The organism is Alteromonas sp. a30 (genome assembly GCF_026788005.1).
GTDB lineage: Bacteria > Pseudomonadota > Gammaproteobacteria > Enterobacterales > Alteromonadaceae > Paraneptunicella.
The window spans coordinates 351,781-377,464 of sequence record NZ_JABEPE010000002.1; the positions used below are offsets into that span (position 1 = coordinate 351,781).

Below are 25,684 nucleotides of genomic sequence, written 5' to 3' on the forward strand. Positions count from 1 at the left end.
AAACTAACCAGAGAAATCCGTTTCCTCTGGATGAAGGTTAACCGTTTGATTAACCCAACAATGACAATGCTGACTGTGGACGCTGGTTCGCCTGACTCAGTACAGTGGTACTTGCCTGTTGGATGATCTGGTTACGAGTCAACTCGGCAGTTTCAGTTGCGAAGTCAGTATCTCTGATACGTGAACGTGCACCTGATACATTTTCTGAGATGTTGCTCAAGTTACGAATTGTAGACTGGAAGCGGTTTTGAAGCGCACCTAAGTCTGCTCGAGTCGCCCCAATAGTTGAAATTGCAGCGTCGATAGAAGCGATAGCCGCAGACGCACCTTCAGCAGTTTGAACCGTTGTATTAGTCAAACCTAAGCCGGAAGCACCGAAACCACCAGAGCGAGACAAGTTGATAGAAATTGTCTGACCTGCGTTCGCGCCGACTAAGAATGCGGCTGAATAACCACCAGTTAGTACGTCAACACCTGCAAATTGAGTGGTTTGAGCAACACGGCTAATTTCTGTTTTAAGTGCAGAAACTTCTTTTTGAAGCGCTAAACGGTCAGCCGATGTATTGATACCGTTTTGAGATTGCACTGCTAATTGACGTACACGTTGAAGTGATTGAGTAACTTCTTGTAATGCACCTTCAGCCGTTTGCGATAGTGAAATGGCATCGTTTGCGTTACGTACAGCTTGATTTAAACCTTGAATTTGAGAAGTCATGCGGTCTGTAATTTGAAGACCTGCAGCATCATCAGCGGCTCTGTTAATACGGAAACCTGAAGATAATCTTTCGAACGAAGTGCTTAATTCATTACCAGAATTGAATAATTGACGTTGTGCATTCAATGAAGACACATTGGTATTTACATATAAACCTGCCATGGGTTTACTCCTACACTCTTGACCCGCCCATTTTATTTAGACAATAATGGGCAGTTGACGAATTCTCGTCATTATTTGAATAAAAACAGTAAGTTACTTATGCAAATTACTGTCACTGGCTCTCTCGCTTAGGTTATCGTCGTCCCAAAAAAATCCTTAAGTCATTTTTTAAACTTTTTTCTAAACTATTCTTTGGAATAACATTTTTCGTCGGATGAAATGCCTATACGAACCTGATAGAGTCAGCAATAATGCGTAAAGCGGCACTTAAAATGGGCGGGTAAAAATCATGCAAATTAATTGGCTAAAAACGCTCTGGCAAAATGCAAAACACAATGCATTTACCGATCTCTGCTGTTACAACAATCAATTGTTTTGTACTTTTCGGGAAGCAACCAATCACGTCAGTGGTGATGGGATCATTCGAATTCTGACACTTAATCAATCTGGCGTTATCTTGTGGCAAGAACGCATTGCTGTTCCAAACGCTGATTTACGGGATCCCAAACTTTGCATTGCCGCTAACGGAGAGTTGATGCTAATTGCCTATGCCCGATTTCCCGATGCGCAAAACCGAACGCATTGGAGCCGCTCTTTAGTTTGGCGCTCAAACACGGGTAAGAGCTGGTCTCAAGCACAATATTTTGGTCCGACTTACTGGTGGCTTTGGCGATTACGCTGGCATCAAGGGCAAAGTTATGGACTTGCCTATAACCGCGTTGAGCAATCCTTAGATTTATATAAAGGCGTACCCGGCCGCACCTATGAATTGCTGAAAAAGAGTGTGTTGGGCTTAGCAACACATGGGCTTGGTTATCCTAATGAGTCCGATTTATTCTTTGAAGAAAATGGCGATGCTTTTGCTATTGTTAGGCGCGACGCCGACACCTTCACAGCACAACTTGGCAGAGCGAAATCCCCGTATACACAATGGCGCTGGCAAGATCTTAATACTTACATCGGTAGTCCTGTATTTTATGAGCGTGATGACGATTCCTTCTTTATTGCTGGACGAGAATGGCTAAACCGGCAACCGAAAACCACGTTAGTTGTGATGCAAAAATCTACGGGGAAAATTCTGGATAGATTGCTACTCCCATCTGCGGGCGATAACGCCTACCCCGGATTAGCAAAGTTCCAAAGAACTGATGACACACTTTATTTAAGTTATTACTCCGCTCATGAAAACCAACGCTGTCAGATATACCTTGCGCAAATCGCCTTGTAGTCTTTCATTCATGTAACAAAGTGGTATATTTTCGAAATTCAATGAGTTTTGTTCATATATTATGTTAGATAGACATCACCTAGCCATTATTCAAAACGTGGTTAAAACGGGTACGGTTACTGAAGCTGCGAACAGTCTCTGTTTAAGTCAATCCGCAATTAGCCACTCCATTAGAAAACTTGAAAACCATCTTGGAGTCAAAATTTGGGAGAAGCAGGGACGCACTCTACAACTAACGCAAGCTGGAAAACTACTGAATTCATTAGCAAATAGAATCAACCCGCAGTTTGAACATGCTGAGTTGTTATTAACTCAATTGGCGAAAGGGCATCGCGGGATATTGCGTATTGGAATGGAATGTCACCCTTGTTACCAATGGCTATTGAAAGTGGTTGAGCCTTTCTTACTGCAATGGCCTGATGTCGATTTAGACGTAAAACAAGAATTCCAATTCGGTGGCATGGGCGCATTACGAGGATACGAGATTGATATGTTAGTCACACCCGATCCACTTTATAAGCCGGGCGTCGATTTTATTCCAGTTTTTGATTATGAGCATCAACTTATCGTCTCAGCTTCTCACCCTCTAGCCCAAAAAGCTTACGTTGAACCAAACGATTTAATCGATCAGATTCTCATCACTTATCCTGTTGAACCGCAACGCTTAGATATTTTTTCCCAATTTTTACACCCCGCAGGATGCACAGTGAAAAAACACAAAATTATTGAGACCACGGAAATTATGCTGCAAATGGTTGCCGCCAAACGCGGCGTAGCGGCCTTGCCGGGCTGGTTAGTAAAAGAGTATCAACCAACGTTGAATATTGTCGGCATTCCATTGAGCAAAAAAGGCATTCATAAACATATCTATTTAGGAGTAAGAGAAAGCGATAGGAATATTCACTATATTGAAGATTTCGTTGCTTTAGCGGAGGAAGTCCCCGGGCTTTAACCCCACGGGGACCATCATGGTCACAACACCACAATTCTATTTAAACAGGGCGTTTTTTAAACAAAACACCCTAGCGTAAAAAATTCGCGTTAAATAAAGTCAAATAACGATAGCTGTGTTACACGGGAAAAAGTCGCTTGTGCAGCTTGCAAGGCAGTATCTTGTCGACTTAGCTCTGATGCAGCAACCGCATAATCCACTTCTTCTATATCAGAACGGGCAGCCTTGTTTGCAATTTCCAAATCCAAATTAGATTTTAAAACTGATTCCGCAACATTCAAGCGACCACCTACCGCAGAATTTGCGTCCGCAACCGCGGTTAAACCGTTATCAAGGCCAATCAAGGCACTATCAATGGCTTTTACGTAGTCCGCATCGCTAATATTGGGATCGTTCAAAGCCGTAAACAAATCATCCAACGTTTGCGCTAAGTTTTTCTTTTCTGGCTGCTGCAAAGTAAATTCTAACGTTTGCCCTGCCGTTCCCGGACTATTGAATTCAATCCCTCCAAAAGTGAAGTCTTGTCCGGGGGTATAGGCAACCGAGCCTGCTGCGGCCCCCGTACCTACGTTAATAAAATCAATTTGGTCGCCAGCAGCGTTTATCGTTCCCCGAAAGACATTGTTCGCCGGGGTCACTGCATCGTAATTGGCTTTATGGAAAGTATCGAATGCATTTTGCTGTGTAATTCGGAAACTTGATGTGGTTGTCCCACCCGTTAAATTTGCATCTAACCTTGCCAGTACATCCTCAAATACGGTTTTACCTGAGTCACCGCCTTCTACTTTTACTGTGGGTGATATTTGGATTTCGTTTTGCCCATCATCACCCTGAAAAATATAACGATTGCCAGTAGCCGTTGCATCGAAAATAAAGGCAGGTGAATCGGATTGATAACCGGCAAAGATATACTCACCATTAGCGTCACGAAAATTCATTAAGTCAAAAATCTGATCACGGATTTGACCGATCTCCACCCCTAAGGCTTTTCGATCTTCTGTTCCGTTGATACCGTTCCCCGCCTGAATCGTTAACTGCCTTGCTTTCAAAGCGGCTTCTGTGACGTTTTGTAACACTGCTTCTTCTTGGGACAAGGAGTTTTCTAGCAGGATGTTGTTTTTCTTGAATTGTTCAATTTGCTCCAACTCTTCGGTAATCCGTACCACTTGAGAAGCACCAACGGGATCATCCGATGGTCTGAGAATTCGTTTTCCGGTAGCGAGTTGTTGCTGTATATCAGATAACTGACCTTGGTTATCCAAAATATTTCGTAAGCTACGATCATAAAGCTGATTTGTAGAAATACGCATAACGATTTACCTACCCTACTGAGCTCAAAATAGTTTCGAACAAGCTCTGAGCTGTTGATAATACTCTAGCAGATGCCGAATATGCCTGTTGAAAACGAATCAAATTTGCGGCCTCTTCATCAAGATTAACGCCCGATGTTGATTCAAATAAATCTCTAGATTGACGTTCTATCGCCGTCGCGGCACCTTGTGATACTTGGGCCGTAGCAGCAGTTTCACCAATATCACTCACGATAGTGGAGTACGCTTCTTGAAAGCTAATCAAATTACTGCTGCCGGAGCCGCTATCTCGCACCATGGTATCTTGGCTTTGTAAATCCGATAACGCCAAGCCATTACGGTTATCGTCTGTACCATTGGTGTTAAAATTAATATTGAACGTATCTCCCGCTTTGGGCACACCTTGAATGCTGAAGTCATAGCCGGGGTAATCGGGGAAAGCCCCAAAAGGCCAACCACCGGATGCCTGTGCTTGGGCCATCACACTATCTAAATTGGTTGCACCCGCTACAGTGGTAATAACCGCACCACCCGCATCTTGCACCTCAAAGGTATCGGGTGATGTGAACACAATTCGCGCAGGCGCGTTACCGACACCAACACCATTACTAATTCCCCCAGCGCCATCAAATGCCGACGCGTTAGCGTCAAAAGGCGCAGCCGTATCGACATTTGTATTGCTAACAACCGAATTGATAATAGTTACGTCACCAAGGTTGTTTATGTCTGATTCAATTCGAATTGGCGAGGCAAGCGCCAAGTCTTCCGGCCGAGTCATGCTCACTTCAATTTGAGCCGCAGCTTCTTTAGTTGGCTGCATCAAGAAACGATCGCCGACCGCATATGCTCCGCCGTTAGGAAACTCTAATTCGATGCCGCCATTAACCGGCGTAAAGTTACCCGCGCCAGTTGTAACACCTGTTAGCGTTTGTGTGATGGGGTTGCCCGATGTATCTAAAACAGGTGAGCCATCAGGATTTAAAAAGGCCACGGTCACATCAAGCGTTGGCCCAGCATTAACCGCATCAATTGTGACTTGGTAATCAGCACTGGTTAACGACGAATGTCCGCCTTCAGAAACGCGTCCATTCACTAATAAAGTAGCAGCGGAATTATTCGCGTAGTTTAGGCTTTGGAATGTTGGCAAAGTGAAAATATTGCTGCCTAGCTGACCATCGAGGTCCATGCCTAAACGGTTTTGTTGATTCAACGCATCTGTCATCGACAACGCAATTTGACCGATTTCTCGACGCGTTGGCTCTAACACTTCGTCTCTAAACTTGAATAAGCCGCCAATTTTGCCGCCGACATTTGGCTCGGCTAATTGGATATTAATGCTTTCATCCGGTGTAGCGAGAGTTAAATCCCGACGTTCTAAATCTGGGTCGCCGGTAAGCTCGAATAAGTTAAATGAGCCATCTTCCAAAACCAGCGATTGACCAGAGGTTAAATTTACTAATGTTGTCCCATCTCCATTGTCCCGCGTATGAATTGAAGTCAATTCAGCAAGCTCAAGTATGGATTGATCCAACTGGTTTTTTAACGCGCCCGGTTCTGCATCTTGGTTATTAAATTGAGTCGTTCGGATTTGATTATTCAAAGTCGAAATATTTTGAATTAACTCATTGGCTCGACTAATAGTTGTCGTTAATTCATCGTTTATTTCGTCTTGTTTAGAGTTCAGGAATTTTTCCATGGTTGCAAACTGCCCCATCATGGATTCAGCCTGACCAAGTACCAATTGCCTTGCAGCAACATTAGTAGGCTCATCAGTTGCTGTTTGCATAGCGCCAAAAAAGCGACTCATTGCCCCTGAAAGGCTATTTGCTTCGTTGGCGAAAATGTTATCAACCTGATTGGTTTTAGATGCAAAGGTATCGGCTAAACCTAACACCGACACATCGCGTCGGTGCTGGTCTTGAGCAAACGTATCAAGCACACGCTCCGTTGTGGCTCGACCAACACCGCCTAATTCCTGAGTAACATGGTAAGTGCGTTCACGAATGTACCCCGGAGTATTAACGTTTGCGATGTTTTTACCAGCCGTGTTAAGTAGCTGGGAGCTTGCATTTAAGCCGGAACTAGCAACCGTAAATAAATCTATCATGACCTTCTGCTCCCAACAATTATAAGCCGCTTAACGCGCTGGAAATGGATGATAAGGTGTCGCTTTTCATTACCGACATCACTTTATCTGCGTAGGCAGGATCCGTTGCGTATCCCGCCTGCTGTAGTTGTTTAAAGTAAGCTTCAGGATTGGCAGATTGCTCTACTGCACCACGATAACGCGGGCTCTCTTTAATAAACTTCACATAATCTTGCATTGATTCATGGAAATCACCGTAAGCACGGAATGCCGCTTTTTGTTTTTGTGGAACGCCTTGTGCGTATTCCAACGTTTCCACTACTTCTTTATTACCATTCCAATTTCGATCAGCCTTAATACCAAACAAGTTGTGGCTGTTTTCGCCTTTACCGGAATGAATCATGTATTTTCCCCAGCCAGTTTCTACCGCGGCTTGGGCTACTAATGCTTTTGGCTCAACACCAATCTCGCCTGCCACTTTTTCCGCTACGGGTAACAAGGAGCGCACAAAATCTAGAGGCGATTGGAAAGCCGCTCTTTTTTCTGCCTTATCCGACGAGCTAGCCTCCGCATTTGATGCTTTCGCATCGCCCAAACCGGAAGATTGAGAGGAGCCAGCAGCGCGAACAATATCTTCTAAATTTGCGCCACTGCGAACCAAGCCCGCAGGCATGACGCCACTGCCTTTAGGGTCGAGTTGTTGCACTATTAACTCGGCTAATCCCATAGAGCCAGTCTCGGCCATATTGGTTGCAAGCTGTTGGTCGTGCATATCGCGATAAAACTTCACTTGGCTTGAGTTCAATGGATTACTATCATCTGCCAACACATCTTCCGCCGCTCGCATGGACTTCAACATCATGTGGATGAAAATCCCTTCGAATTGCTTCGCCGTTTTTTCTAGCGCTGAACTATCACCTTTTTGTGCTCCACGTCTTAGGTTATCTAAGCCCGAGAAGTCATAGGCACTTTGCGCTTGGTCGATTTGTGTTTGAATTTGAGATGAAATATCCATCACTCTCACCTAGATGATAATGAGCTGACCTTGTAACGCTCCAGCTTCGCGAAGCGCTTCAAGTATCGCCATTAAATCCCCTGGCGCTGCGCCAACTTCATTCACTGCGCGCACCAATTGGTCAAGTGTCACACCGGGATCAAACTTAAACATACGAGTATCATCTAAGCTGACATCCACAATGGACTGTGTCGTGGTTGCGGTTTCGCCTTCGGCAAATGCATTCGGTTGAGAAACCGTCTGAGTTTCCGCGATAGTGACGGTTAAACCACCATGAGTAATTGCAGCAGGTAACAATCTCACCTCTTTACCGATAACAATGGTGCCAGTGCGACTGTTAATAACGACTCTTGCTGGCGCCTCTGCTGGGGTAAACTCAAAACTCTGGAGTGTTGCAACAAAGCCAACACGCTGCCCCACATCTCTTGGCGCCGAAACGCGAACCGATGCAGCATCAATGGGCGTTGCTAAAATAAAACCTTTTGACGGATCTGCGCCTAATCGACGGTTGATGGTATCTGCCAAATTTTTAGCCGTGCCAAAATCAGGGTAGTTCAGATTGAGTGTCAAATAATCGTTCGCCATTAAACCACTTGTTACTGCCCTTTCAACAATCGCGCCATTTGCGATACGACCAACCGTTGGAGTATTAGAAACAATGCGAGAACCATCTGCACCTTGCGCCCCAAAGCCACTAACCACAAGGCTTCCCTGAGCAACGGCGTACACGTTTCCATCTACACCTTTTAAGAAAGTTTGCAATAATGTACCGCCTCGAAGGCTCTCTGCTTCACCAATAGAAGAAACCGTAATGTCAATTGTTTGACCCGGTTTGATAAAAGGCGGTAATTCGGCATGAACGGCAACAGCGGCAACGTTCTTGATTTTTGGCTTGGTGTTGCTTGGTAGTGCGATGCCAAAATTCGATAACATGGCACGAAAACTTTGCTCGGTGAAAGGCGATTGTTCCCCCGTCCCCGGTAAGCCCACGACTAAACCGTAACCAACCAATTGGTTGCTACGTACCCCTTGAATAGAGGCGACATCTTTAATACGTTGCCCATAAGCAAAGCTTGGTAGCAACATCGAAATAGAAACAAAAAGCGCAATGATGTGTTTCATGTCTTCCCCCTAGAAAGGCCAAATTGTTGATAGGAAGAACTTACCTAGCCAGCCACGATCTTGCGTTTTCGCAAACTGACCGGTTCCACTATATTGAATGCGGGCATTTGCAATTTTGGTTGAAAGCACTTCGTTAGCAGGATTCACATCCGCTGGACGAACAATGCCAGTTAATCGAATATACTCATCACCATTATTTAAGGTGAGCCATTTTTCGCCACGAATGACTAAGTTGTTATTGGGCAAAACTCGAATCACGGTCACGGAAATATTGCCGCTAAGGTTATTACTTTGGTTTGCCTGAGCATCACCTTCGAAGTCGTTAGTGGAGCTGAAATCTAATTGGATGGACTCATTGCCGATGTTGACCGGGTTGCCACCTAAACCAAGAATGGGGTCTAGTTCAACCTCACTTTCTTTTTCGAGTGTGGTACTGGCAGATTTGGTTGCGGAAGTATTTTCACGCAAGATAACGGTAATAATGTCACCAATACGACGCGCTTTGGCATCGGAATATAAACTGTTGCTTAGGCTTGCATGGAAAATGCTGCCGTCATCTGACACCTTTTGCATGGCCATATCTGGAACAATGGGTGCGTAAAACGGGTCGTTCGGTAACGGATCATGCTTAACCGTTGACGAGCAGCCGCTTAATAAGCCAACTACTACCGCACCCACACTGACTAACTTCTTACCGTACCTCATGTTACCGCCCTCACATTAATGTATTCATTAAAGCTGCTGAATGACCTGGCTTAGCATTTGGTCTACTGATGAAATCACTTTCGAGTTCATCTCGTACAAACGCTGGCTTTCAATTAAATTCACTAACTCTTCTGTTACGTTGACGTTGGATGTTTCCAACGAGCCTTGTGCAATCGAACCTATGCCTTCTAAGCCGGGAATCCCTTGAATGGGGTTGCCGCTCGCTGCCGTTTCGACATAGAGGTTCTGCCCAATGGGTTGCAACCCTGCCGGATTTAAAAAGTCCGATAAATTGATTTGGCCTAAGACAATGGGATCAGCCTGACCTCTGACGGTGGCAGACACTTCACCATCCTGCGCAATATTGATTTGCTGTGCATCTTCAGGAATGGTGATATTAGGTTGCAATAAGAAACCTGCCCCTGGCGTTACTATCTGTCCCTGATCATCCAATGTGAACTGACCGTTTCGTGTATAGGCGATAGTGCCGTCCGGCTGAAGTATTTCAAAATACCCACGACCTTGAATTGACATATCCAGTGCATTATCTGTTGTTAACAAATTGCCCTGCGTATGCGCCTTTTGTGTAGCGACAACCTTACTCCCCGCACCAAGCATTAAGCCTGAGGGAAGTTCTGTATCCGCAGACGAGCGCCCGCCTGGTTGGTTAATATTCTGGTATAACAGGTCTTCAAAAATAGCGCGGTCTTTCTTAAAACCAACCGTGCTGGCGTTTGCCAAGTTGTTTGAGATAACAGACACATCGGTTTGCGCTGCATCTAACCCTGTTTTACTTATCCATAATGCTGGGTGCATAGGTCACCTCCACCCTGATTAAGCTTTCGTTTAAGTCGTTAAATAATTCTCAACATCTGATTACCACGGACAGATAGTTCATCCGCTTCTTTCATCAGTTTCACTTGCATTTCGTAGTGTCGTTGTAGGCCAATCACTGTCATCATTTCATCAATAGGATTAACGTTACTCGATTCAAGCGCACCACTACGAATGCGAACATTGGGATCTAAGTCAGCATCGTTGCCATCTTTTTGACGGAACAAACCATCATCACCTCGAGCTAACTGTTTGGTATCTGGATTGACCAACTTCAAACGGCCAATTTCTTCTTGCACGTTAGCTGGCGCACCTTGTGGCCGAACGGTAATCGTGCCATCGTTAGTAAAGGTGATATTCTCTACAGGCAGTGGCAGAAAAATTGGGCCACCTTCACCTACTAACGGATTTCCATGAGCATCTTTTAATAAGCCATCAGGACCCGCCTGCATTGAACCTGCTCGGGTGTATGCCTCATTTCCGTTTTTATCTTGTACTGCAAACCAACCATCTCCTTGAATTGCAAGATCCATGGCGCGTTCTGTTTGCACCGTCGGACCGCTACTCATTTTGGTAGCATGAGACTCGGTCATGGCAAAAACACGGGTTGGCAACCCATCACCAAACGCGGGCATCGCTCGCGCCTGAGTCAACATAGCTTTAAAACCTGTTGTTTGTGCATTCGCTAAATTATTTGAGCGGACTGCCGTGCCTAGTAAGTCCTGACTAGCGCCACTGGCCGCGATGTACAACATTTTATCCATGACAATAATCCGACGTTATGATACTTAAGATGAATTATGCAAGGGTGATGCCAAAGTGTTCGAAATGATGCTTTATAGGAGAAGGAAATCAATAAGGGAGGTAAAAAAAGGGCCACCCGAAGGCGGCCAAAGTTCAAAGGAACTAGGTTATGAAATGGTCTCTATCGAATGTTCAATACTGTCTGGTTAAGTGAGTTGTTGACCTCAAGTGCTCTTGAGTTAGCTTGGAAGTTACGCTGAGCAATGATCATATCGATAAGCTCGGTCGTTAAGTTAACGTTGGCTTGCTCTAATGCCGATGAGTTAATTTCACCAAAGGTCCCTGTAGTCGCTTCACCAGCTAGCGCCTCTCCCGATAAAATACTTTCTTTCCACTGGGTATTACCCGCTTGTGTTAACCCTTGTTCGTTGGCAAAACGCACAAGTGCAACACGAGAAATTGGAGTCGATGTACCGTTAGAGAATGTGGCACGAACCAAGCCGTCAGGACCAATGTCAATTCCTGTTAATCGACCCACAGGTAAACCGTTTTGCTCCAACTGAGTAACTTCAAAGTTTGAAGCAAACTGCGTTGGTTCATCAGGTGTTGCATTGGCAGCATCAAGTGCAAAGTCAAGCGTTAACTGCTGTGTTGTAGATGCACCGTTGGTGATAGGAGGATTTCCTAAAGCCGCGGTTCTCACATCACCGGTTGGTTGAACCTGACCGGCAGAGTTTTCCATTTGAATAAAATCACCGCCCGGTGAAAATACCATTCTAAACGCTGGCGTACCCGGTGCTGCGAAGGTGTCACCAGCAACGTTTGTTGCAGGTGCAGGAATGGCACCGGCATCATCAACAATTGGAATTGGCGTATTATCAACGTGAACCACCCCAACCCATTCGTTCGCGTTGGCAGCATCTTTCATAAAGTAATACGTCATGACGTGAGAATCACCTAACGAGTCATAAATCGTGACGGACGTTGATGCATTATAAGTTAGCGGATCATCTGGATTGAACAAGGCTGGGTCAACGCCATCGGCATTCGCAGGCAAGTTCATTTTCATCGCAATTTCTGATGTAGGCGTTGGTGAACCTGATGAATCTGGAATTCGTACAGGTTCTGCTGTACTCAATGCAACAGAAGCTGATGTACCATCGCCGTTAACAGGGAAACCAAGTAAATGATCCCCATTTGAATTAACAACAAAGTTGTCGTCATCGAGTTTAAATTGACCAGCACGGGTAAATGAAAAATCTCGAGAATTCTGTTCCGGTACCGTCGCAAAAAAGCCATTTCCGGTAATCGCTAAATCCAGCGCATTATTGGTAAATTGTAAACTCCCCTGAGAAAACTGCTGTGCTACCTCAGTTGTTAGTACACCATCACCTACTTTGGTTCGACCACCAGATAACAATGATGCAGCATAAACATCACCAAATTCTGCTCGCGATTCTTTAAATCCAACAGTATTTACGTTAGCAATGTTGTTTGCTGTAGTGTCTAGGTCTTTTTGAGCAGCAGATACACCACTCAATGCAATGTTAAAAGACATGGATTACTCTCCTCTTGGATTCTTCATTTAACCACCGACGCGGATCACGTCAGCTAGTCGAATATTGGTATCGCCGCCAAGGTTTAATAACACCCCGTCAGAGCCACTCCCGGTGACACTTACACTGGCAACACGCCTGTTTACGCCAAACGGCAAAGCTTCATCTTGTCCGTTTACCGTTCCTTCAATTTTGATTTTGTAATTTCCAGGAGGAACTAACTCACCATTGTTATTGGTGCCATCCCACCCAAAGTCGATATTACCTGCTCGTTGATTGCCGACATTCATCGTACGGATGACTTGTCCAGCTTGATCTTCAACGATGATCTGTACATCTTGCATATCTTGAACTGCGACTGCGGAGCCTGTCACTTGAGCATCCATTCTGACTTGTAATGGTTGCGCCTGACCGTCTACGGTTCCGGTTGCTTCAATTTTATATTTGCCCCGAGGCAAGAAGTTGCCGTTGTCATCGGTTCCATCCCAACCAAAGGTAATATTGCCTGCGGTCTGATCTCCACCATCAATGGAACGAACAACACGCCCAAATTCATCTGTTATTTGAATTTGCATGTCTGACACATCGGTATCGGCTACCACAGAGCCAAACACGTTACCGTCCTTCCAAGTTGAGCCGGAGTCCGTGTTCACTAAAACTTGTTGCCCGATTAAACTAGTTGCCTGTAGCGCTTGGTTAGAATTCATTGATTGAGCAAAAGCATCAAATTTGTCATTCAACTTAGACAAACTGTCAGCCATAGTGAAGCTCGTCATCTGTGCGACCATTTGATCATTATCAACAGGTTTTGATGGATCTTGATTCGCTAGCTGCTCGGTCAACATCGAGAAGAAATCTTCTTGAGTAAGCTGCTGATTATTGCCGTCTGAAACTGGAACTTGCGTTTCAGTTGGCCAAAATAAATTGGGATCCAGACCACTACGATTATTAACATCGGACATTGTTTACCCCTAACGGCCTTGCCCAAGCTGGAGCACTCGACGGAACAGATTCTTCGTCGTATCAGCAACTTGAACATTAGTTTGATAACTCTTAGAAGCAGACATCATATCTGCCATTTCCTCTACTATGTTGACGTTTGGTTTGTAGATATAACCGTTTTCGTCAGCTTGTGGATGACCCGGAGAATACTCAATTTGCAGAGGCTTTTGGCTCTCAACAACACCAAGCACCTTTACTCCGCTTCCGACTTGGCTTTGATTGGCCTTATCTAACTCAGCAGCAAAGACAGGATGACGAGCCTTGTACGTTTGATCGTAGCTACTGCTCACACTATTGGCGTTAGCCACATTACTTGCTGTCGCGTTTAACCTTACGTTTTCAGCATGCATACCTGTCGACGCAATACTCATTACATTAAACAGACTCATACTCTCTGCCTCCGCTTTGACTTAATGCCTTGCATTTATTTGCAATATTGAAACTTGCTTGCAACAGTTTGCTTTTCAATTCCAAGCGGCAAATAAGCCATCCACTGAAAAGTTAAGCAAACTATGTACCATAATTTTTTAGCCGCCCTGTCCACCACTGAGCGCCTTTTTGAAACCTTTAAATTTTCCATCCAGAAATTGCAGACTGGCCTGATAACGTAACCCGTTCTCTAGAAAGGTATTTCTCTCTAATTGCACTTCTACGTTGTTACCATCGCCGGTATCTGGTTGTGTCGTTTCTCGAAACTTAACTTCATTGGGGAGAATGTTCGAACTGCCTTGCAGGTGCTTTTCATTGGTTCGAGACATATGGTGGGACTGGCCATAAGTTGCACTTTGCATTGCCGCTTTAAAATCAATGTCACGCGCCTTATAACCTGGTGTATTTGCATTGGCTAAGTTGCCAGCAATAATTTCCATACGATCATTTCGAAGGTTTACTGCTTTATGCTGAAAAGCAGTTAAGCGGTCTAAACTTATCGCCATTGCAATTCTCCCGTGTCAAAAAACTAATCTCAGGATTGATAAAGCAAACTTAATGCCAAAAATAAAATTACAAATAAATGATTGATTTTAAAGGCTTTAATTAGGTCAAAATAAGTAAACGGGAAAGAAATGAGGAGAGAAAGGTGAAGTAAAGGTGTTTGCTGACACCTCTACCTAATTATTTTTTGATGTAGTATAACCCTGTGGGACGACGCTCTAATTCAAAGTCATCAGACAACCCCGCCATAGACTCAGAAGCGCCTAAAAATAAAGCACCACCTTGATTTAATGACGAAGCAACTTTACTCAAAATTCGGGATTTCATTTCTGCGGAAAAATAAATCAGGACATTTCGGCAAAAAACCACATCGAATTTACCGAGCATCGAGAAGGAATCTAATAAATTAAGCGAGCGAAATTGAACCATACTTTTTATTTCGTTCTTCACTGTTAACACGCCCTGCCCCATATCGTCAAAAAACTGACGTCGACGTTCCTCTGACAATCCGCGAGAAAGCGACAGGTTGTCATAACGTCCTTCGCGACAACGCTCTAACATCTCCGACGAAATATCTGTGCCCAAAATCTGAACACCTGCGCGAAATGACCCGGGGTAACGTCGCGAAAACTCTTTAATTGTCATTGCCACCGAATATGGTTCTTGCCCCGAGGAGCACGCTGCACACCATATCTTAAGCGGAGAAGGTTGAGATTTATAATCTGGCAAAATAGTGTCTGACAGTAATTGAAATGGATAACTATCTCTAAACCATAAGGTTTCATTTGTCGTCATTGCATCAATGACTTCGTCCACTAATCCCCTACAAGTTTCGTTGACGACTTCATCAACAACCTCTGACAGTTGTTGATAACCATGTTTACGCATGAGCGGAGATAAGCGACTACGCACCAAATACTGTTTATTGTCGCCAAGCACGATACCACACCGACGCTCCAGAAAATGTCTGAAACGAAGATAATCGTCATCATGAATTTGCTTATCCGGCACTATGTCTTTTTCCTGTAGGCAATTGATAACCGTTTTAAACCAATGTAAACGGACTCATATAGTTATATGAAAGCCCGATTAACTTCCCACTACTTTACTCTACTTTTCTCATTATGGAGAGTGGAATAAAAAGAACTTTGTTAGCGATTAAATAGAAGGAGACCTAATCAGTCTCCATCCATTTTTGCACTGAGGTTGCTAACTCATCTGGGTGGAACTTGGCAATAAAGTCATCGGCACCCACTTTTTGAACCATCGCTTGGTTAAATACCCCGCTCAATGAGGTATGAAGAATAACATGCAGCTTGGCAAGCTCAGGTGTACTTTTTATCTCGGCTGTTAAGGTGTAACCATCCATCTCTGGCATTTCAATGTCAGACACGAGTACCGCTACTCTATCTGTTACATCTCCAGTTTCAGAAGCAATCTCTTTTAATTTGATAAGCGCTTCTCTGCCGTCTTTTGCCACCTCAATATTGAGTCCTAAACTCGATAAAGCCTTTTTCACTTGGCTTCTAGCAACAGATGAGTCGTCGGCAATAAAGATGATTTTTCCTTTCGGATTTTCCACTTTAACATTGTTCGCAAACTCGTCACTTACTTCTGCATTTGCGGGGGAAATTTCGTTTAAGATCTTTTCAACATCAAGAATTTCGATCAGTTCTTTATCCACTTCCGTTACAGCGGTTAAATAACTGGCTTTCCCAGTGCCTTCAGGGGGCGGCATAATCGCTTCCCAGTTGATATTAATAATACGCTCAACAGAGGCAACCAGAAAGCCCTGCACCGTCCTATTGTACTCAGCAATAATAATGAAAGAATTGGTGACGTCTTCAATTTTACGCCCCCCCATTGCTAAGCTTAAATCAATTACAGAAATAGTCTGACCACGGATATGCGCCACACCACGAATTAACGAGTTCGATTTAGGAATAGATGTCAAAGGAGGGCATTGAAGTACTTCCCTTACTTTAAAGACATTAATTCCAAAACGTTGTTTCCCAGGTAACTTGAACAACAATAATTCAAGCCTGTTTTGACCAACTAATTGCGTCCGTTGGTTCACAGAGTCTAATATTCCAGCCATAAAATCCTCAGTTAGAGTCAAACAGGCACAGAACTTGCGATACCCACCTTAACTAACGCTAAGAGGTTGAAGACTGCCTGAAAGTTGACGATCTCTTTATTTTGTAAAATATGCCTTCTTCAAAGCATAGCCAAATTGACTGCAAGTGAACATGAAAAATACATCTGAGATACTAAAAAGATTAAAATTTCCCGTATTCTTGCTAGGTATTAGCACGTCTTTCGTTTCAGTTGCGCAGCAAAATTCGGCGCATCACCAAGTAACAGAGGCTGCTGAACAATATGTGCTTAGTAATATATCGCCCGGTCCTGACTCAACATTAACCGTGAAAGCGAAAGAAATTGATCAAAGAATTCAAGTGCCACATTGCCCGTTGCCACTTGAAACGTCAAGCTCGGGCTCGTTTCATCAACGTAATGTTACTGTGAAAGTTAATTGCCCAAGCAATGATTGGTTTATTTACTTAGTTGTCACTGTGGAAGAAATGCAACCCGTTGTCGTACCAAGCTCAGCTTTGTCACCCGGCAGCATTTTGACATCTGCAAACCTAGAAGTGGTTGATATAGAGAGAAGTCGCCTACGTGGCACAACCTTCAGAAAAGAAGAGGATTTGATTGGCGCTCGATTAAAAAGGCGCAGTCGCCCCGGCTATCCTATTAGCCCAAACATGTTGTGTTTTGTTTGCAAAGGCGATGCAGTAACAATTGTTGCGGAAGTGGAAGGGATGCAGATTAAAGCCACTGGCATGGCTGAGCAAGATGGAAATATAGGAGACACTATTTTGATCCGTAACAAGCGTTCCAAAAAGCGGATTAGTGCAAGAGTGGTTAGTGTTAACCAAGTTGTCGTGAGCATTTAAGTACATAAAGTATTCAAATTTCATACCTAATTACAGGTTGATATAAAGCAATTCATGTGTGGTTAAGGCCAATAAAAATATGGCTTTTTACAAGATTTTACTACTATTCGGGCGAGGCTTTCGCTACACTTATTAACTGATCTTTATAACAAAGATTATTGGGATCGAAAAAATCATCCCCAAAACGATAAAAAATGGTTATTTTCTCTAAAGAGCGCGGTGAATCAGCCGATATAGAAGAAGAGGATAATCAAGTGGTGGGAAATAGTTATGGCTATCAATAACATAGGTAACAGTGGCCCCAAGCCGCAGTTGGAGAGTCAAAAGCTCAACCAACAGCAACAGGCTCAAGCCGCAGGTGATCAGAAGCAAGCACAAGCTGCTGCCTCTGCACCAAAGCAAGACTCTGTCTCGCTTACACAATCTGCCCAGCAAATATCTCAGGTTCAAAAGAAAGGGTCTGATGCCCCGGTGAATTCCGAAAAGGTCGACAAATTGAAAAAGGCGGTCCAAAACGGTGAATACAAAGTGAATGCTGAGGTTTTAGCAAGCAAGATTGCAAAAGCAGAATCAGAATTATTTGGTCTTTCTAAAGGTTAAGGGTGATTTAAAGTATGTCGTTAAGTGAAGCGCTTAAACAACAAATCACCCTACTTAGCCAATTAAAGCAATTATTGGATAATGAGTTACAGCTCATTACGGCTCGCGACGCAGAAGCGTTACTTAAGCTTGTCGAAAATAAACAAACAACATTAGATGACATTCAACAGCAGGATCAGGTTATCTCTTCTCTGTATGACGCAAATGCGCAGTACCCAGAAGAAGTTGAAACCTTGTTTGCACAGGCAAAGCAGCTGCTTGAAGAATGTAAATATGGCACCAAGGTCAACGCTAAAGCAGTTGAGCAAGGTCAACTTCGCCTTGAGCATCTAAGAAAATTGCTGATTGAAGTTAGAAGTAAAGAATCAATGACTTACGATAAAACAGGCAGAGCACAAGGGGGAACTAAACTCGGGGGTGTCAAAGCCTAACAACACATTCCATTTCTAAACTCTTCTATCCATCTTCCCCCCAGCAATATTATTTTTACTTCCCTGTTTTTAAAATCCGTTGTAATTGCTTAATTAATGCAAACACGCCCTAAGGCGTAACGCTAGAAATAGTGAACATCTTTAATACGCTTTGGACGAGCGGTAGAAATATAAATGTCGTAAACCTTTTTGAAATCTAAGCTGAGTTCAGTTGCATAGGTATCTTCACCGACAGGATAAGTTTTAACAACTTCTGCACCGCGGATAATACCTTGCACCGATGATTTCAACTGCGTGTTAGTTAACACGAACTGCTCTAAAGATTGATTACCACCAATTTTCTGACCATAGACTTGCTCAGTTAACTCTCGGTATGCATCTAACTTAGAAGCCTTGATTGCCAATAACATCTTTGTTGAATCGGTTGCGCCGGGTTGAGCTGAAATAGGTGCGTATCCTACTGCTTTAATCACGGGATAACTGCTAGGTTGCACGTATTCCCACTCAACTTGCTTTTCAAACACGCTACTACATGCCGACAATCCAAATAAACCAGCAAACGCGATTCCTATTTTGGCATTCATAATGCACCTCTAGAGTAAAGATGAGTTGATCGTCAACTTACAAGCAACTCTGAAATTAATGCTCATCGTTATACCCAGCTTACATACAATATTCATGCCTTAATTTAAAATAAAACAAACGGTACAGAAAATGCATAGCAAATACATAATACCCAATCAGTAATGAGCTGTTGTTAAATAACAGCATGAAACGATTGATCATCAATGAGTAGTACAGCCTTGATAATTCTGGATATGTGTTATGAATAAATTCTTCAATTATGTTGTATTGGCAGCGCTAGTGAGTTTTAGTCACAGCGCAAGCGCAATTTGGTTTGAAGCTACGGGACAAGCCGTCATCAATAATGGTAATAAGCCCCTCGCAAGACAGGAAGCAACGCAAGAGGCGATCAAACAAGCGTTGCTGTTTTCCGGCGCATCAGTAACCAGCGTACAACGTATGGCTCAAGGCTTATTGCAAGATGATCGCTTTGAAGTAAGAGCGTCAGGGGAGGTGTCAAACATTGAATTAATTAACGAAACCTATAATGGCGACATTGTTACCGTTTCAATTCGTGCGGATATTTTCCCTCAAGACACCCAATGTCTAGCAGCGGACTACAAAAAGAACATCGTCACCGCATGGTTGCCCATGTCTAACCGTCACCAAGCGACCATTGGCAACATTTTTGATATTGGCAAACCTATGGCTGGCGTTATAAAGGAATCCTTTAATAGGTATGCTCGTTACTCCCATATTAACCACGTAGAACCGTTTTACTTTTCGCCCAACATGCCAGATATTGAACGTAAAGCCATGGATATGGCACGCAAGAAGCAAGCCCAGTTTGTTTTATTAAACGAAATTGAAAACCTCAGCGTAGATATACCTGAAGATAAATATGTCGATTATTTGACGTTCTGGGACAATGAGTCTGCTGTGCGAAATATTGCCATTCATACAAAATTAATTGATGGCGCGACAGGAGAGTTGCTCATGGATAATGTTTTTCGTGGCGAAGCCGAATGGCCTTTTGATCGTTTTGAAACACTGGATGTAAACAGCGGCAAACTCTGGCGTTCTAATTTTGGCGCAGGAATAAAACGCGTAGTACAAAATATAGTACAAGAAGTTGATGAAAGGCTCAGTTGCCTACCCGCCTACGGAAGAATCATTCAAGTGAGTAACAACCAGTTGTCGGCCAATATGGGCTCAGCACAAGGCGTAAAGCAAGGCGATCAACTTAAGATTTTCCAAATGAGACAATTCTTCAATGTGGATGGCTCACCACATTATCAATATGAGATTCACCCAACAACAGTACAGGTCGCACGCGTATTTCATGACCATGCTATATTGCGTCCTGTTGGCGCTGTACCACTGGCCAATATTCAGCCAAATGACTTCGTCGTCAGACAGTAACACTTTGATAATCTTCACCAATACGTATAATGCTGCTGCAATCGGCAGCATTGTCCCCATAGTTTAACTGGATAAAACAAGAGCCTCCTAAGCTTTAGATCTGCGTTCGAGTCGCGGTGGGGACGCCATGAATATCATGGCATTTGTGGTAAATAATCACTAACTAATTTTATTCTTTGCCCAAACGGTGCCTTAGTTGTGCCTTGCCCTATATTTTCTATACAAACTTATACCCTATTCCCATGAATGATCTGAACCATTAAAACTGGACTCTTATATCACGCTACGCTAAATACTCGTCTCCGGTTCTGTTGAAGGCGATGGTTCGCTTTCCATTGACGAATTAAACATCCAAGCCAAAGAAAGCATAAATCCAATACATGCCACTGCTGCAAATGATGCGAGCGTTAAATTCACATCGTTGGCAAAAGAAACGATGAACACAGCGATACTCGCAAAACATGCATTAGAAATATATCTCACAGAAGCCAATCGCCCTTTAATCTCACTCGGCGCAATACGCTGCTGAGCCGACATCCAAGTCACCGTCGAAACGGTAGTGAGAATGCCAAAGGCAAAAGTGAATAGCATGATTAACCACACACTCCAATTCAATGCGTACCCGACAAAAACAGACATCACCATTGCCATAGATAGCGTTGTTAGCCATAAACGCTGTCGCCCATCAAATTGTCGTTTGGCGATAAAGATGCCACCAAGAATCGCTCCCGCAGCAAACGCCCCATCAATAAAGGTTAACCAACGAGGAAGGTTATCAAAATTGTGTTTTACCGCGGGAGCTAACAATAAGTTAAACAAACCCAACACCATAAAATCGAGGGTTGCGACTAAATATAAATACACAGCATGATGATGAGTACGTAAAAACTGCAACGCTTCTTTCCAACTCCCTTTGGATTGATTTTCAGCTTTTCCTTTCTGAACCTGAATACGTTTATGCTTGAGCGTAGCTAACCCATAAAAAATAAGCGCTCCTAAGTACCCCCAGAAAACTGCATAAATCGTCCAGACCGACTCAAATAACTCCAACAACAGACCCGCTAATCCCATACCGATGATTTGACCAGATTGTAGTGCCATAGAAATATAAGCGTTGAGTTTTTCCAACTTACTCTTTTCTACCAGCTCTGGCGTTAACACAAATACAGAGTTACGAATAAAAGGACGGAATAGATTGAGGCAGATGGCAATTTGGATCAGAATGACAGTGTTAAGATCCCCAGTGAGAAGAAAAGGCGCACCTAGCACTAATGAGCTGGCAAAGGTAGCAGTTAACAAGACCTTAGATGGACCTATCTTATCTACCAACGACCCCGCCAGACCTTGTAAAAACAAGCCAATGAAAAACTCACTCGCAAATACAAACGCAAACGCCCATAAGCTTTCACTTTGTTCGTACAGCAGCATACCAATAGCAAGTGTAAAGATTCCCCGAGCGATATTTATCGAGAATTCACTCATTACCAACCAAGGCACTAATCATGTCTCCATGTAATATTAAACTTCAATTGACCGAGCGCCTGTTCACAAACACCCATTGCACTCTCACTATCATGGCCTGTCGCAATGGCGAAGGCTGCACGCTCTCTGCTGCTTCTCATTGGTGGCAATGCGTCACCGGGTTGTTTAATAACAACCAACTGATCCACATTCTCAATTTCTCTGGCGGTTTCTAAATGCTCAACAGATTGAAAACCGGTATTTTGATCGAAGCCCAATCCAATGAATTTTACTGCCGATGTACGCTTGATACTTTTATTCTCAAGGGCATCATTCAGAATGCTCTCACCTGCTAATTGGCGAGCTTCATATTGATAAATATCAATTCCAGTCGACAATTCCATCAACCGAAAAATATTATCACCTCCCGCTCTGGAATGCGTTTCCACGATCCGAGGGCCACTCTCGGTTAAAATAATCTCGGTATGAGTAGGTCCATCAGTCACCCCTAGTGCCGACAACACATCGTCAACGTACTGATTAATTTGCTTTTCAACTTGTTCGTCAAGCTGAGCTGGAAAAATATGACCAAGTTCAATGAAGGTTATATCGTCTTTTAACTTCTCTGTGATCCCAATAATCACATGCTGACCACCTTCTGAGATAGCCTCCACGCTAAACTCTGGCCCGGTAAGATACGCTTCAACCAGTACCGGAAAACCAAAACCCGATTCACGCAGCTTAACAAGCGCAGGTTCGATATCCTCCACGCCACTCAATTTCGAAACCCCGCTACTAGCGTTGCCATGTAGGGGTTTAAACATGAGAGGACATTGATGTTCCGCGACCACTTCATACAAGGAGTCTTCGGTATGCACGATTTGAAAAAACGTATCGTCCATATCCTTTAACGCTAATTGTCTGCGCGTCTCGTACTTATCGTTTAAGGTATTTACCAGTTCTAACGTATGCGGGTACGGAATTGATAGGAGTTCTGCAACAACGGCGGCATCAGCTTGATACGTATCATTAAAGCAAGCAATGCGTTGAAAATGATGAAAGCGATGCAATGCCTCTGCCACCGCTGCATATTCCTGAGAGCTCGCCTGATTATCCATAAGCGTCAAACATTGATAAGGAAAGCTAACATCCGGCACATGGCTATGCTCTTTACGCATAAGGACAACAATATCATGCCCCAGTTCAATAAGAGACTTATGACCCGGGCGGACATTTCCTATTACGAGAATTTTCATCGGGGTTCCTTGAATTAAACCAACAAGGAGTTAAACCAGCGAACAAGCCGATTTAACCTCTATTAGGCTGCATAGATAGAAAACTGAATTGAGTGTCTCCAAAAGACAGGGTCTTTATGGAAAAATAGCTATTAAAACAATTTAGTATTGTCTACACAACCTCAGGGACCGCGTTCTCAGGTAGCACGTTGCTATCATATAAAGCATTCACAAACTGAATGTTTTCTTTTGGCTCGACATTTCTGGTTTCAAATGCCACCAAACCATGCCAGTCTTTTTCGACAATACATTTAGTTAAGCCATTCCAATCAATTTTTCCTTTGCCCAATGGCCAATGTGAATCACGAGTACCATCTGTATCACTAAATGAAAAAGCGGCGATACGATCATGTAACTCATTAAACACCGCCAGAGGATCGCCACCCCCAACCGTCTCATGACAGACATCAAAAATCATCTTGATACCCGGCACTCGGTCGAGAACATAACGGTAATGTTTGATATTAGTAAAAACATAATAGAAAGGATGAAAACGTTGATAGTTAGACAGGTTCTCTAGCCACAATTCAACGCCTTTGCTCTGCGCATAAGACATCGCCTCTTGGATAGTTTCGACATAACCTTCCAGGGCCTGCTCAATTGCTTCTTTTACTGAACGAGGCTCAACAATTCCACCACCATGTAAAATCACGGGCGCGCCTAATTCGGCCGACAAATCTATTTCTGTCTTTAGGTACTCTAAGGCTGCTTTACGCAATTCAGGCACATCGCTTGCCAAAGGAGCCTTGAAATTACCATGAAAAACTGGACTCACTCCCAATTCTTGTATCTTATTACGCATGTTTTTAATGCGCTCAGATGACCATTCACTTGGTCTGTCTTCTTTATTCGCACCATCAATATACCAATGTGTATAGCCATGTTCATAGGCGTGTTCCGCGCCAGCTTCGGCTCCGTGGTACTGCTGAATAATAGCCCCGCTCATATACAACGGGAATGATAGAAAATTGTTCTTTTGTGAATCCTTAATCATCATATGGTTCCATTAATTACCGCTAAGTTTTGGATATTAAAATGAGTCAAAATAACACCTAAACAACTAATTTTAGGCATCACAGCAATTTTAACCCATAAACACCGCGAAATTTAACGATAATTAATTCCCAATTTCAACACATTAATGGTTATTTTTTATTCTGTAATGTTGGTGATATAATCGACCCGCAGAAAAACCGCGCTCTCCAAGCACATAACGCCACTGTAACCATTTGTAAAAAAAGCTTTTAATTTATTTACGCCTTTTCATTCACCAAGGCGAGTAAATTTCACCCCTTAAAAAATAAAACTTACAAACTCAATCCTTTTTTGTAGAAAAAAATACCTAACACATTGTTTAGCAGCCATTTTTTTACTTATTTTACATAAATAAAACATACCTACTCTTTTTTGATTCAGTTGACATAAATGAAGCATTATTATTATTATCCCGACCATAAGGCGGATAAAGTAAAATTTTTTGAGGGAAAGATGGTAATTTTTAATCGGAAGAAAGTTGTTATTTATGCAGAAGGTCGTTTTAATTCAATAAATGCGAAGGTCGCCGCGTCTTTTCTTCGGTATCATGCCGAAAAATGCATTGCCGTCATTGACTCGACACAAGAAGGTAAAAAATGTCAGGAGATTCTTGGCTATGCCGGAGACATTCCGGTAGTCAAATCGTTAAGCGATGTAATAGATAGCAAACCAGATATATTTTTGATTGGAAACGGTCTATTCCACAATGAATTACCTGCCGCCTACAGAGAACAAATCAAGATGGCGCTCGAATCAGGAATGGATGTCGTTAGTGGTATTCACTTCCGATTAGCAGACGATCCAGAGTTTGCCGAATTAGCCCAGAAAACAGGTGCCGTCATCTGGGACACTAAAGAGCCTCCTAAAGATCTCACCACCAGCCAAAACCTCATCAAAGATATCGAACAGTTTGTTGTTCATACTGTCGGTTCAGACTGCCGAGTTGGTAAAAAGACAACCGCATTAGAAATCTGTAACGAATTAAGCAATCAAGGCATCGAAAACGTTTTTGCTGCGACAGGCCAAAGCGGAATTTATATCTCAGGTAAAGGAATCGCCATCGATGCCGTCCCCGGCGATTTCATTGCAGGTGCGACAGAGAAGTTAATTTTGGATAGCGTAAAAGGAACCCAAGCCGAGGTGGTATTATTGGAAGGCCAAGGCTCTATTACTCACCCCGCATATAGCAGTGTGACACTGGGACTACTTCATGGCGCGATGCCTCAAGCCCTAATTTTATGCCATGAAGCGGGTCTGAAAGCACATAAAGATTGGGAACAAATCCCCTTATTACCGCTAAATGAGCTCATAAAAATATATGAAACGCTTGGCTCCTTTATGCGTCCGTGCAAGATCGTTGGAATTAGCGTAAATTGCGCAGGTCTGACCGAAGATGAAGCTGAAAAAGTCGTCGCTCAGATTGAATCCGAAACCGGTTTACCAAGTGCTGATGTCATCAAACAAAGTGCAAGCAAATTAGTTAAAGCGATAAATAACTATCGCCGAACTTACGTTGGTGAATAACCGTTTTTGAGTTCACTTTCACTAGGTTGCC

Annotated in this window: 25 protein-coding genes and 1 tRNA gene; 8 read left to right on the forward strand and 18 right to left on the reverse strand. The window is 43.3% G+C overall.

Annotated features, from left to right (window positions below; all coding sequences use genetic code 11):
* Positions 1 to 49: 49 nt before the first annotated feature.
* Positions 50 to 877, reverse strand: a complete 828-nt coding sequence (locus tag HJG39_RS03745; protein ID WP_268406943.1) for a flagellin N-terminal helical domain-containing protein — start codon at positions 875 to 877, stop codon at positions 50 to 52.
* A 289-nt stretch (positions 878 to 1,166) separates the two neighbouring features.
* On the opposite strand from HJG39_RS03745, the gene HJG39_RS03750 reads away from it, so the two are divergent.
* Together HJG39_RS03750 and HJG39_RS03755 are read left to right on the forward strand one after the other, a co-directional pair.
* Positions 1,167 to 2,105, forward strand: a complete 939-nt coding sequence (locus tag HJG39_RS03750) for a hypothetical protein (protein WP_268406945.1) — start codon at positions 1,167 to 1,169, stop codon at positions 2,103 to 2,105.
* A gap of 61 nt (positions 2,106 to 2,166) precedes the next feature.
* Positions 2,167 to 3,057, forward strand: coding sequence for a LysR family transcriptional regulator (locus HJG39_RS03755; RefSeq protein ID WP_268406948.1), 891 nt, complete (start codon positions 2,167 to 2,169; stop codon positions 3,055 to 3,057).
* 89 nt (positions 3,058 to 3,146) lie between these two features.
* On the opposite strand, the gene flgL is transcribed toward HJG39_RS03755, so the two are convergent.
* The 13 genes from flgL to HJG39_RS03820 all read right to left on the reverse strand — a co-directional run bounded on the left by flgL (position 3,147) and on the right by HJG39_RS03820 (position 16,462).
* Positions 3,147 to 4,367 carry a flagellar hook-associated protein FlgL gene (gene flgL, locus HJG39_RS03760; protein ID WP_268406950.1) on the reverse strand — a complete coding sequence of 407 codons (1,221 nt, stop codon included), beginning with the start codon at positions 4,365 to 4,367 and terminating at the stop codon, positions 3,147 to 3,149.
* Positions 4,368 to 4,377: 10 nt separating this feature from the next.
* Positions 4,378 to 6,474, reverse strand: a complete 2,097-nt coding sequence (gene flgK, locus HJG39_RS03765) for a flagellar hook-associated protein FlgK (protein ID WP_268406953.1) — start codon at positions 6,472 to 6,474, stop codon at positions 4,378 to 4,380.
* 19 nt (positions 6,475 to 6,493) lie between these two features.
* The gene (gene flgJ / locus HJG39_RS03770) at positions 6,494 to 7,468 is read right to left on the reverse strand and encodes a flagellar assembly peptidoglycan hydrolase FlgJ (protein ID WP_268406957.1); all 975 of its coding nucleotides are present in this window, start codon (positions 7,466 to 7,468) and stop codon (positions 6,494 to 6,496) included.
* A 9-nt stretch (positions 7,469 to 7,477) separates the two neighbouring features.
* Entirely contained in the window at positions 7,478 to 8,590 is a 1,113-nt protein-coding gene (locus tag HJG39_RS03775; protein WP_268406960.1) for a flagellar basal body P-ring protein FlgI, read from the reverse strand.
* A 9-nt stretch (positions 8,591 to 8,599) separates the two neighbouring features.
* Positions 8,600 to 9,295: a flagellar basal body L-ring protein FlgH gene (gene flgH / locus HJG39_RS03780; RefSeq protein ID WP_268406964.1), complete on the reverse strand. Its 696-nt coding sequence runs from the start codon at positions 9,293 to 9,295 to the stop codon at positions 8,600 to 8,602.
* A gap of 27 nt (positions 9,296 to 9,322) precedes the next feature.
* On the reverse strand, positions 9,323 to 10,111 hold the full coding sequence (gene flgG, locus HJG39_RS03785) for a flagellar basal-body rod protein FlgG (protein ID WP_268406966.1): 789 nt from the start codon (positions 10,109 to 10,111) through the stop codon (positions 9,323 to 9,325).
* A gap of 38 nt (positions 10,112 to 10,149) precedes the next feature.
* A complete protein-coding gene (gene flgF, locus HJG39_RS03790) occupies positions 10,150 to 10,893 on the reverse strand; it encodes a flagellar basal-body rod protein FlgF (protein WP_268406969.1) in 744 nt (247 codons plus the stop codon).
* A gap of 161 nt (positions 10,894 to 11,054) precedes the next feature.
* Positions 11,055 to 12,431 (reverse strand): flagellar hook protein FlgE, encoded by a 1,377-nt coding sequence (gene flgE, locus HJG39_RS03795; protein WP_268406972.1) that lies wholly within the window; start codon positions 12,429 to 12,431, stop codon positions 11,055 to 11,057.
* Positions 12,432 to 12,458: 27 nt separating this feature from the next.
* On the reverse strand, positions 12,459 to 13,391 hold the full coding sequence (locus tag HJG39_RS03800) for a FlgD immunoglobulin-like domain containing protein (RefSeq protein ID WP_268406973.1): 933 nt from the start codon (positions 13,389 to 13,391) through the stop codon (positions 12,459 to 12,461).
* Between the two features lie 9 nt (positions 13,392 to 13,400).
* Positions 13,401 to 13,820, reverse strand: a complete 420-nt coding sequence (gene flgC / locus HJG39_RS03805; protein WP_268406975.1) for a flagellar basal body rod protein FlgC — start codon at positions 13,818 to 13,820, stop codon at positions 13,401 to 13,403.
* Positions 13,821 to 13,958: 138 nt separating this feature from the next.
* A complete protein-coding gene (gene flgB, locus HJG39_RS03810; RefSeq protein ID WP_268406977.1) occupies positions 13,959 to 14,366 on the reverse strand; it encodes a flagellar basal body rod protein FlgB in 408 nt (135 codons plus the stop codon).
* Positions 14,367 to 14,544: 178 nt separating this feature from the next.
* Positions 14,545 to 15,375, reverse strand: a complete 831-nt coding sequence (locus HJG39_RS03815) for a CheR family methyltransferase (protein ID WP_268406979.1) — start codon at positions 15,373 to 15,375, stop codon at positions 14,545 to 14,547.
* Between the two features lie 163 nt (positions 15,376 to 15,538).
* Entirely contained in the window at positions 15,539 to 16,462 is a 924-nt protein-coding gene (locus tag HJG39_RS03820; protein ID WP_268406982.1) for a chemotaxis protein CheV, read from the reverse strand.
* A 151-nt stretch (positions 16,463 to 16,613) separates the two neighbouring features.
* Between HJG39_RS03820 and flgA the strand changes: the two genes are divergently transcribed.
* The 3 genes from flgA (at position 16,614) to flgN (ending at position 18,352) form a co-directional block, all read left to right on the forward strand.
* Positions 16,614 to 17,321 (forward strand): flagellar basal body P-ring formation chaperone FlgA, encoded by a 708-nt coding sequence (flgA, locus tag HJG39_RS03825; RefSeq protein ID WP_268406984.1) that lies wholly within the window; start codon positions 16,614 to 16,616, stop codon positions 17,319 to 17,321.
* Positions 17,322 to 17,591: 270 nt separating this feature from the next.
* Positions 17,592 to 17,921 (forward strand): flagellar biosynthesis anti-sigma factor FlgM, encoded by a 330-nt coding sequence (flgM, locus tag HJG39_RS03830; RefSeq protein ID WP_268406985.1) that lies wholly within the window; start codon positions 17,592 to 17,594, stop codon positions 17,919 to 17,921.
* A 14-nt stretch (positions 17,922 to 17,935) separates the two neighbouring features.
* A complete protein-coding gene (gene flgN / locus HJG39_RS03835; RefSeq protein ID WP_268406987.1) occupies positions 17,936 to 18,352 on the forward strand; it encodes a flagellar export chaperone FlgN in 417 nt (138 codons plus the stop codon).
* A gap of 122 nt (positions 18,353 to 18,474) precedes the next feature.
* On the opposite strand, the gene HJG39_RS03840 is transcribed toward flgN, so the two are convergent.
* Complete coding sequence (locus tag HJG39_RS03840) at positions 18,475 to 18,936, reverse strand: LPP20 family lipoprotein (RefSeq protein ID WP_268406989.1); 462 nt, start codon at positions 18,934 to 18,936, stop codon at positions 18,475 to 18,477.
* A gap of 241 nt (positions 18,937 to 19,177) precedes the next feature.
* Here HJG39_RS03840 and HJG39_RS03845 point away from each other — a divergent pair, with 241 nt between their 5' ends.
* The gene (locus HJG39_RS03845) at positions 19,178 to 20,338 is read left to right on the forward strand and encodes a flagella assembly protein FlgT (RefSeq protein WP_268406990.1); all 1,161 of its coding nucleotides are present in this window, start codon (positions 19,178 to 19,180) and stop codon (positions 20,336 to 20,338) included.
* 52 nt (positions 20,339 to 20,390) lie between these two features.
* Positions 20,391 to 20,466, forward strand: a tRNA-Arg gene (locus tag HJG39_RS03850).
* A gap of 160 nt (positions 20,467 to 20,626) precedes the next feature.
* Here the strand turns inward: HJG39_RS03850 and HJG39_RS03855 are convergent.
* The 3 genes from HJG39_RS03855 to HJG39_RS03865 form a co-directional block, all read right to left on the reverse strand.
* Positions 20,627 to 21,835, reverse strand: coding sequence for an MFS transporter (locus HJG39_RS03855; RefSeq protein WP_268406993.1), 1,209 nt, complete (start codon positions 21,833 to 21,835; stop codon positions 20,627 to 20,629).
* Positions 21,835 to 23,055: an ATP-grasp domain-containing protein gene (locus tag HJG39_RS03860; RefSeq protein WP_268406996.1), complete on the reverse strand. Its 1,221-nt coding sequence runs from the start codon at positions 23,053 to 23,055 to the stop codon at positions 21,835 to 21,837. The genes HJG39_RS03855 and HJG39_RS03860 overlap by 1 nt, the downstream gene beginning before the upstream one ends.
* Positions 23,056 to 23,206: 151 nt before the next feature.
* Entirely contained in the window at positions 23,207 to 24,091 is an 885-nt protein-coding gene (locus HJG39_RS03865; RefSeq protein WP_268406997.1) for a sugar phosphate isomerase/epimerase family protein, read from the reverse strand.
* 491 nt (positions 24,092 to 24,582) lie between these two features.
* Here HJG39_RS03865 and HJG39_RS03870 point away from each other — a divergent pair, with 491 nt between their 5' ends.
* Positions 24,583 to 25,653 carry a DUF1611 domain-containing protein gene (locus tag HJG39_RS03870; protein ID WP_268406999.1) on the forward strand — a complete coding sequence of 357 codons (1,071 nt, stop codon included), beginning with the start codon at positions 24,583 to 24,585 and terminating at the stop codon, positions 25,651 to 25,653.
* The last annotated feature ends 31 nt before the right edge of the window (positions 25,654 to 25,684 follow it).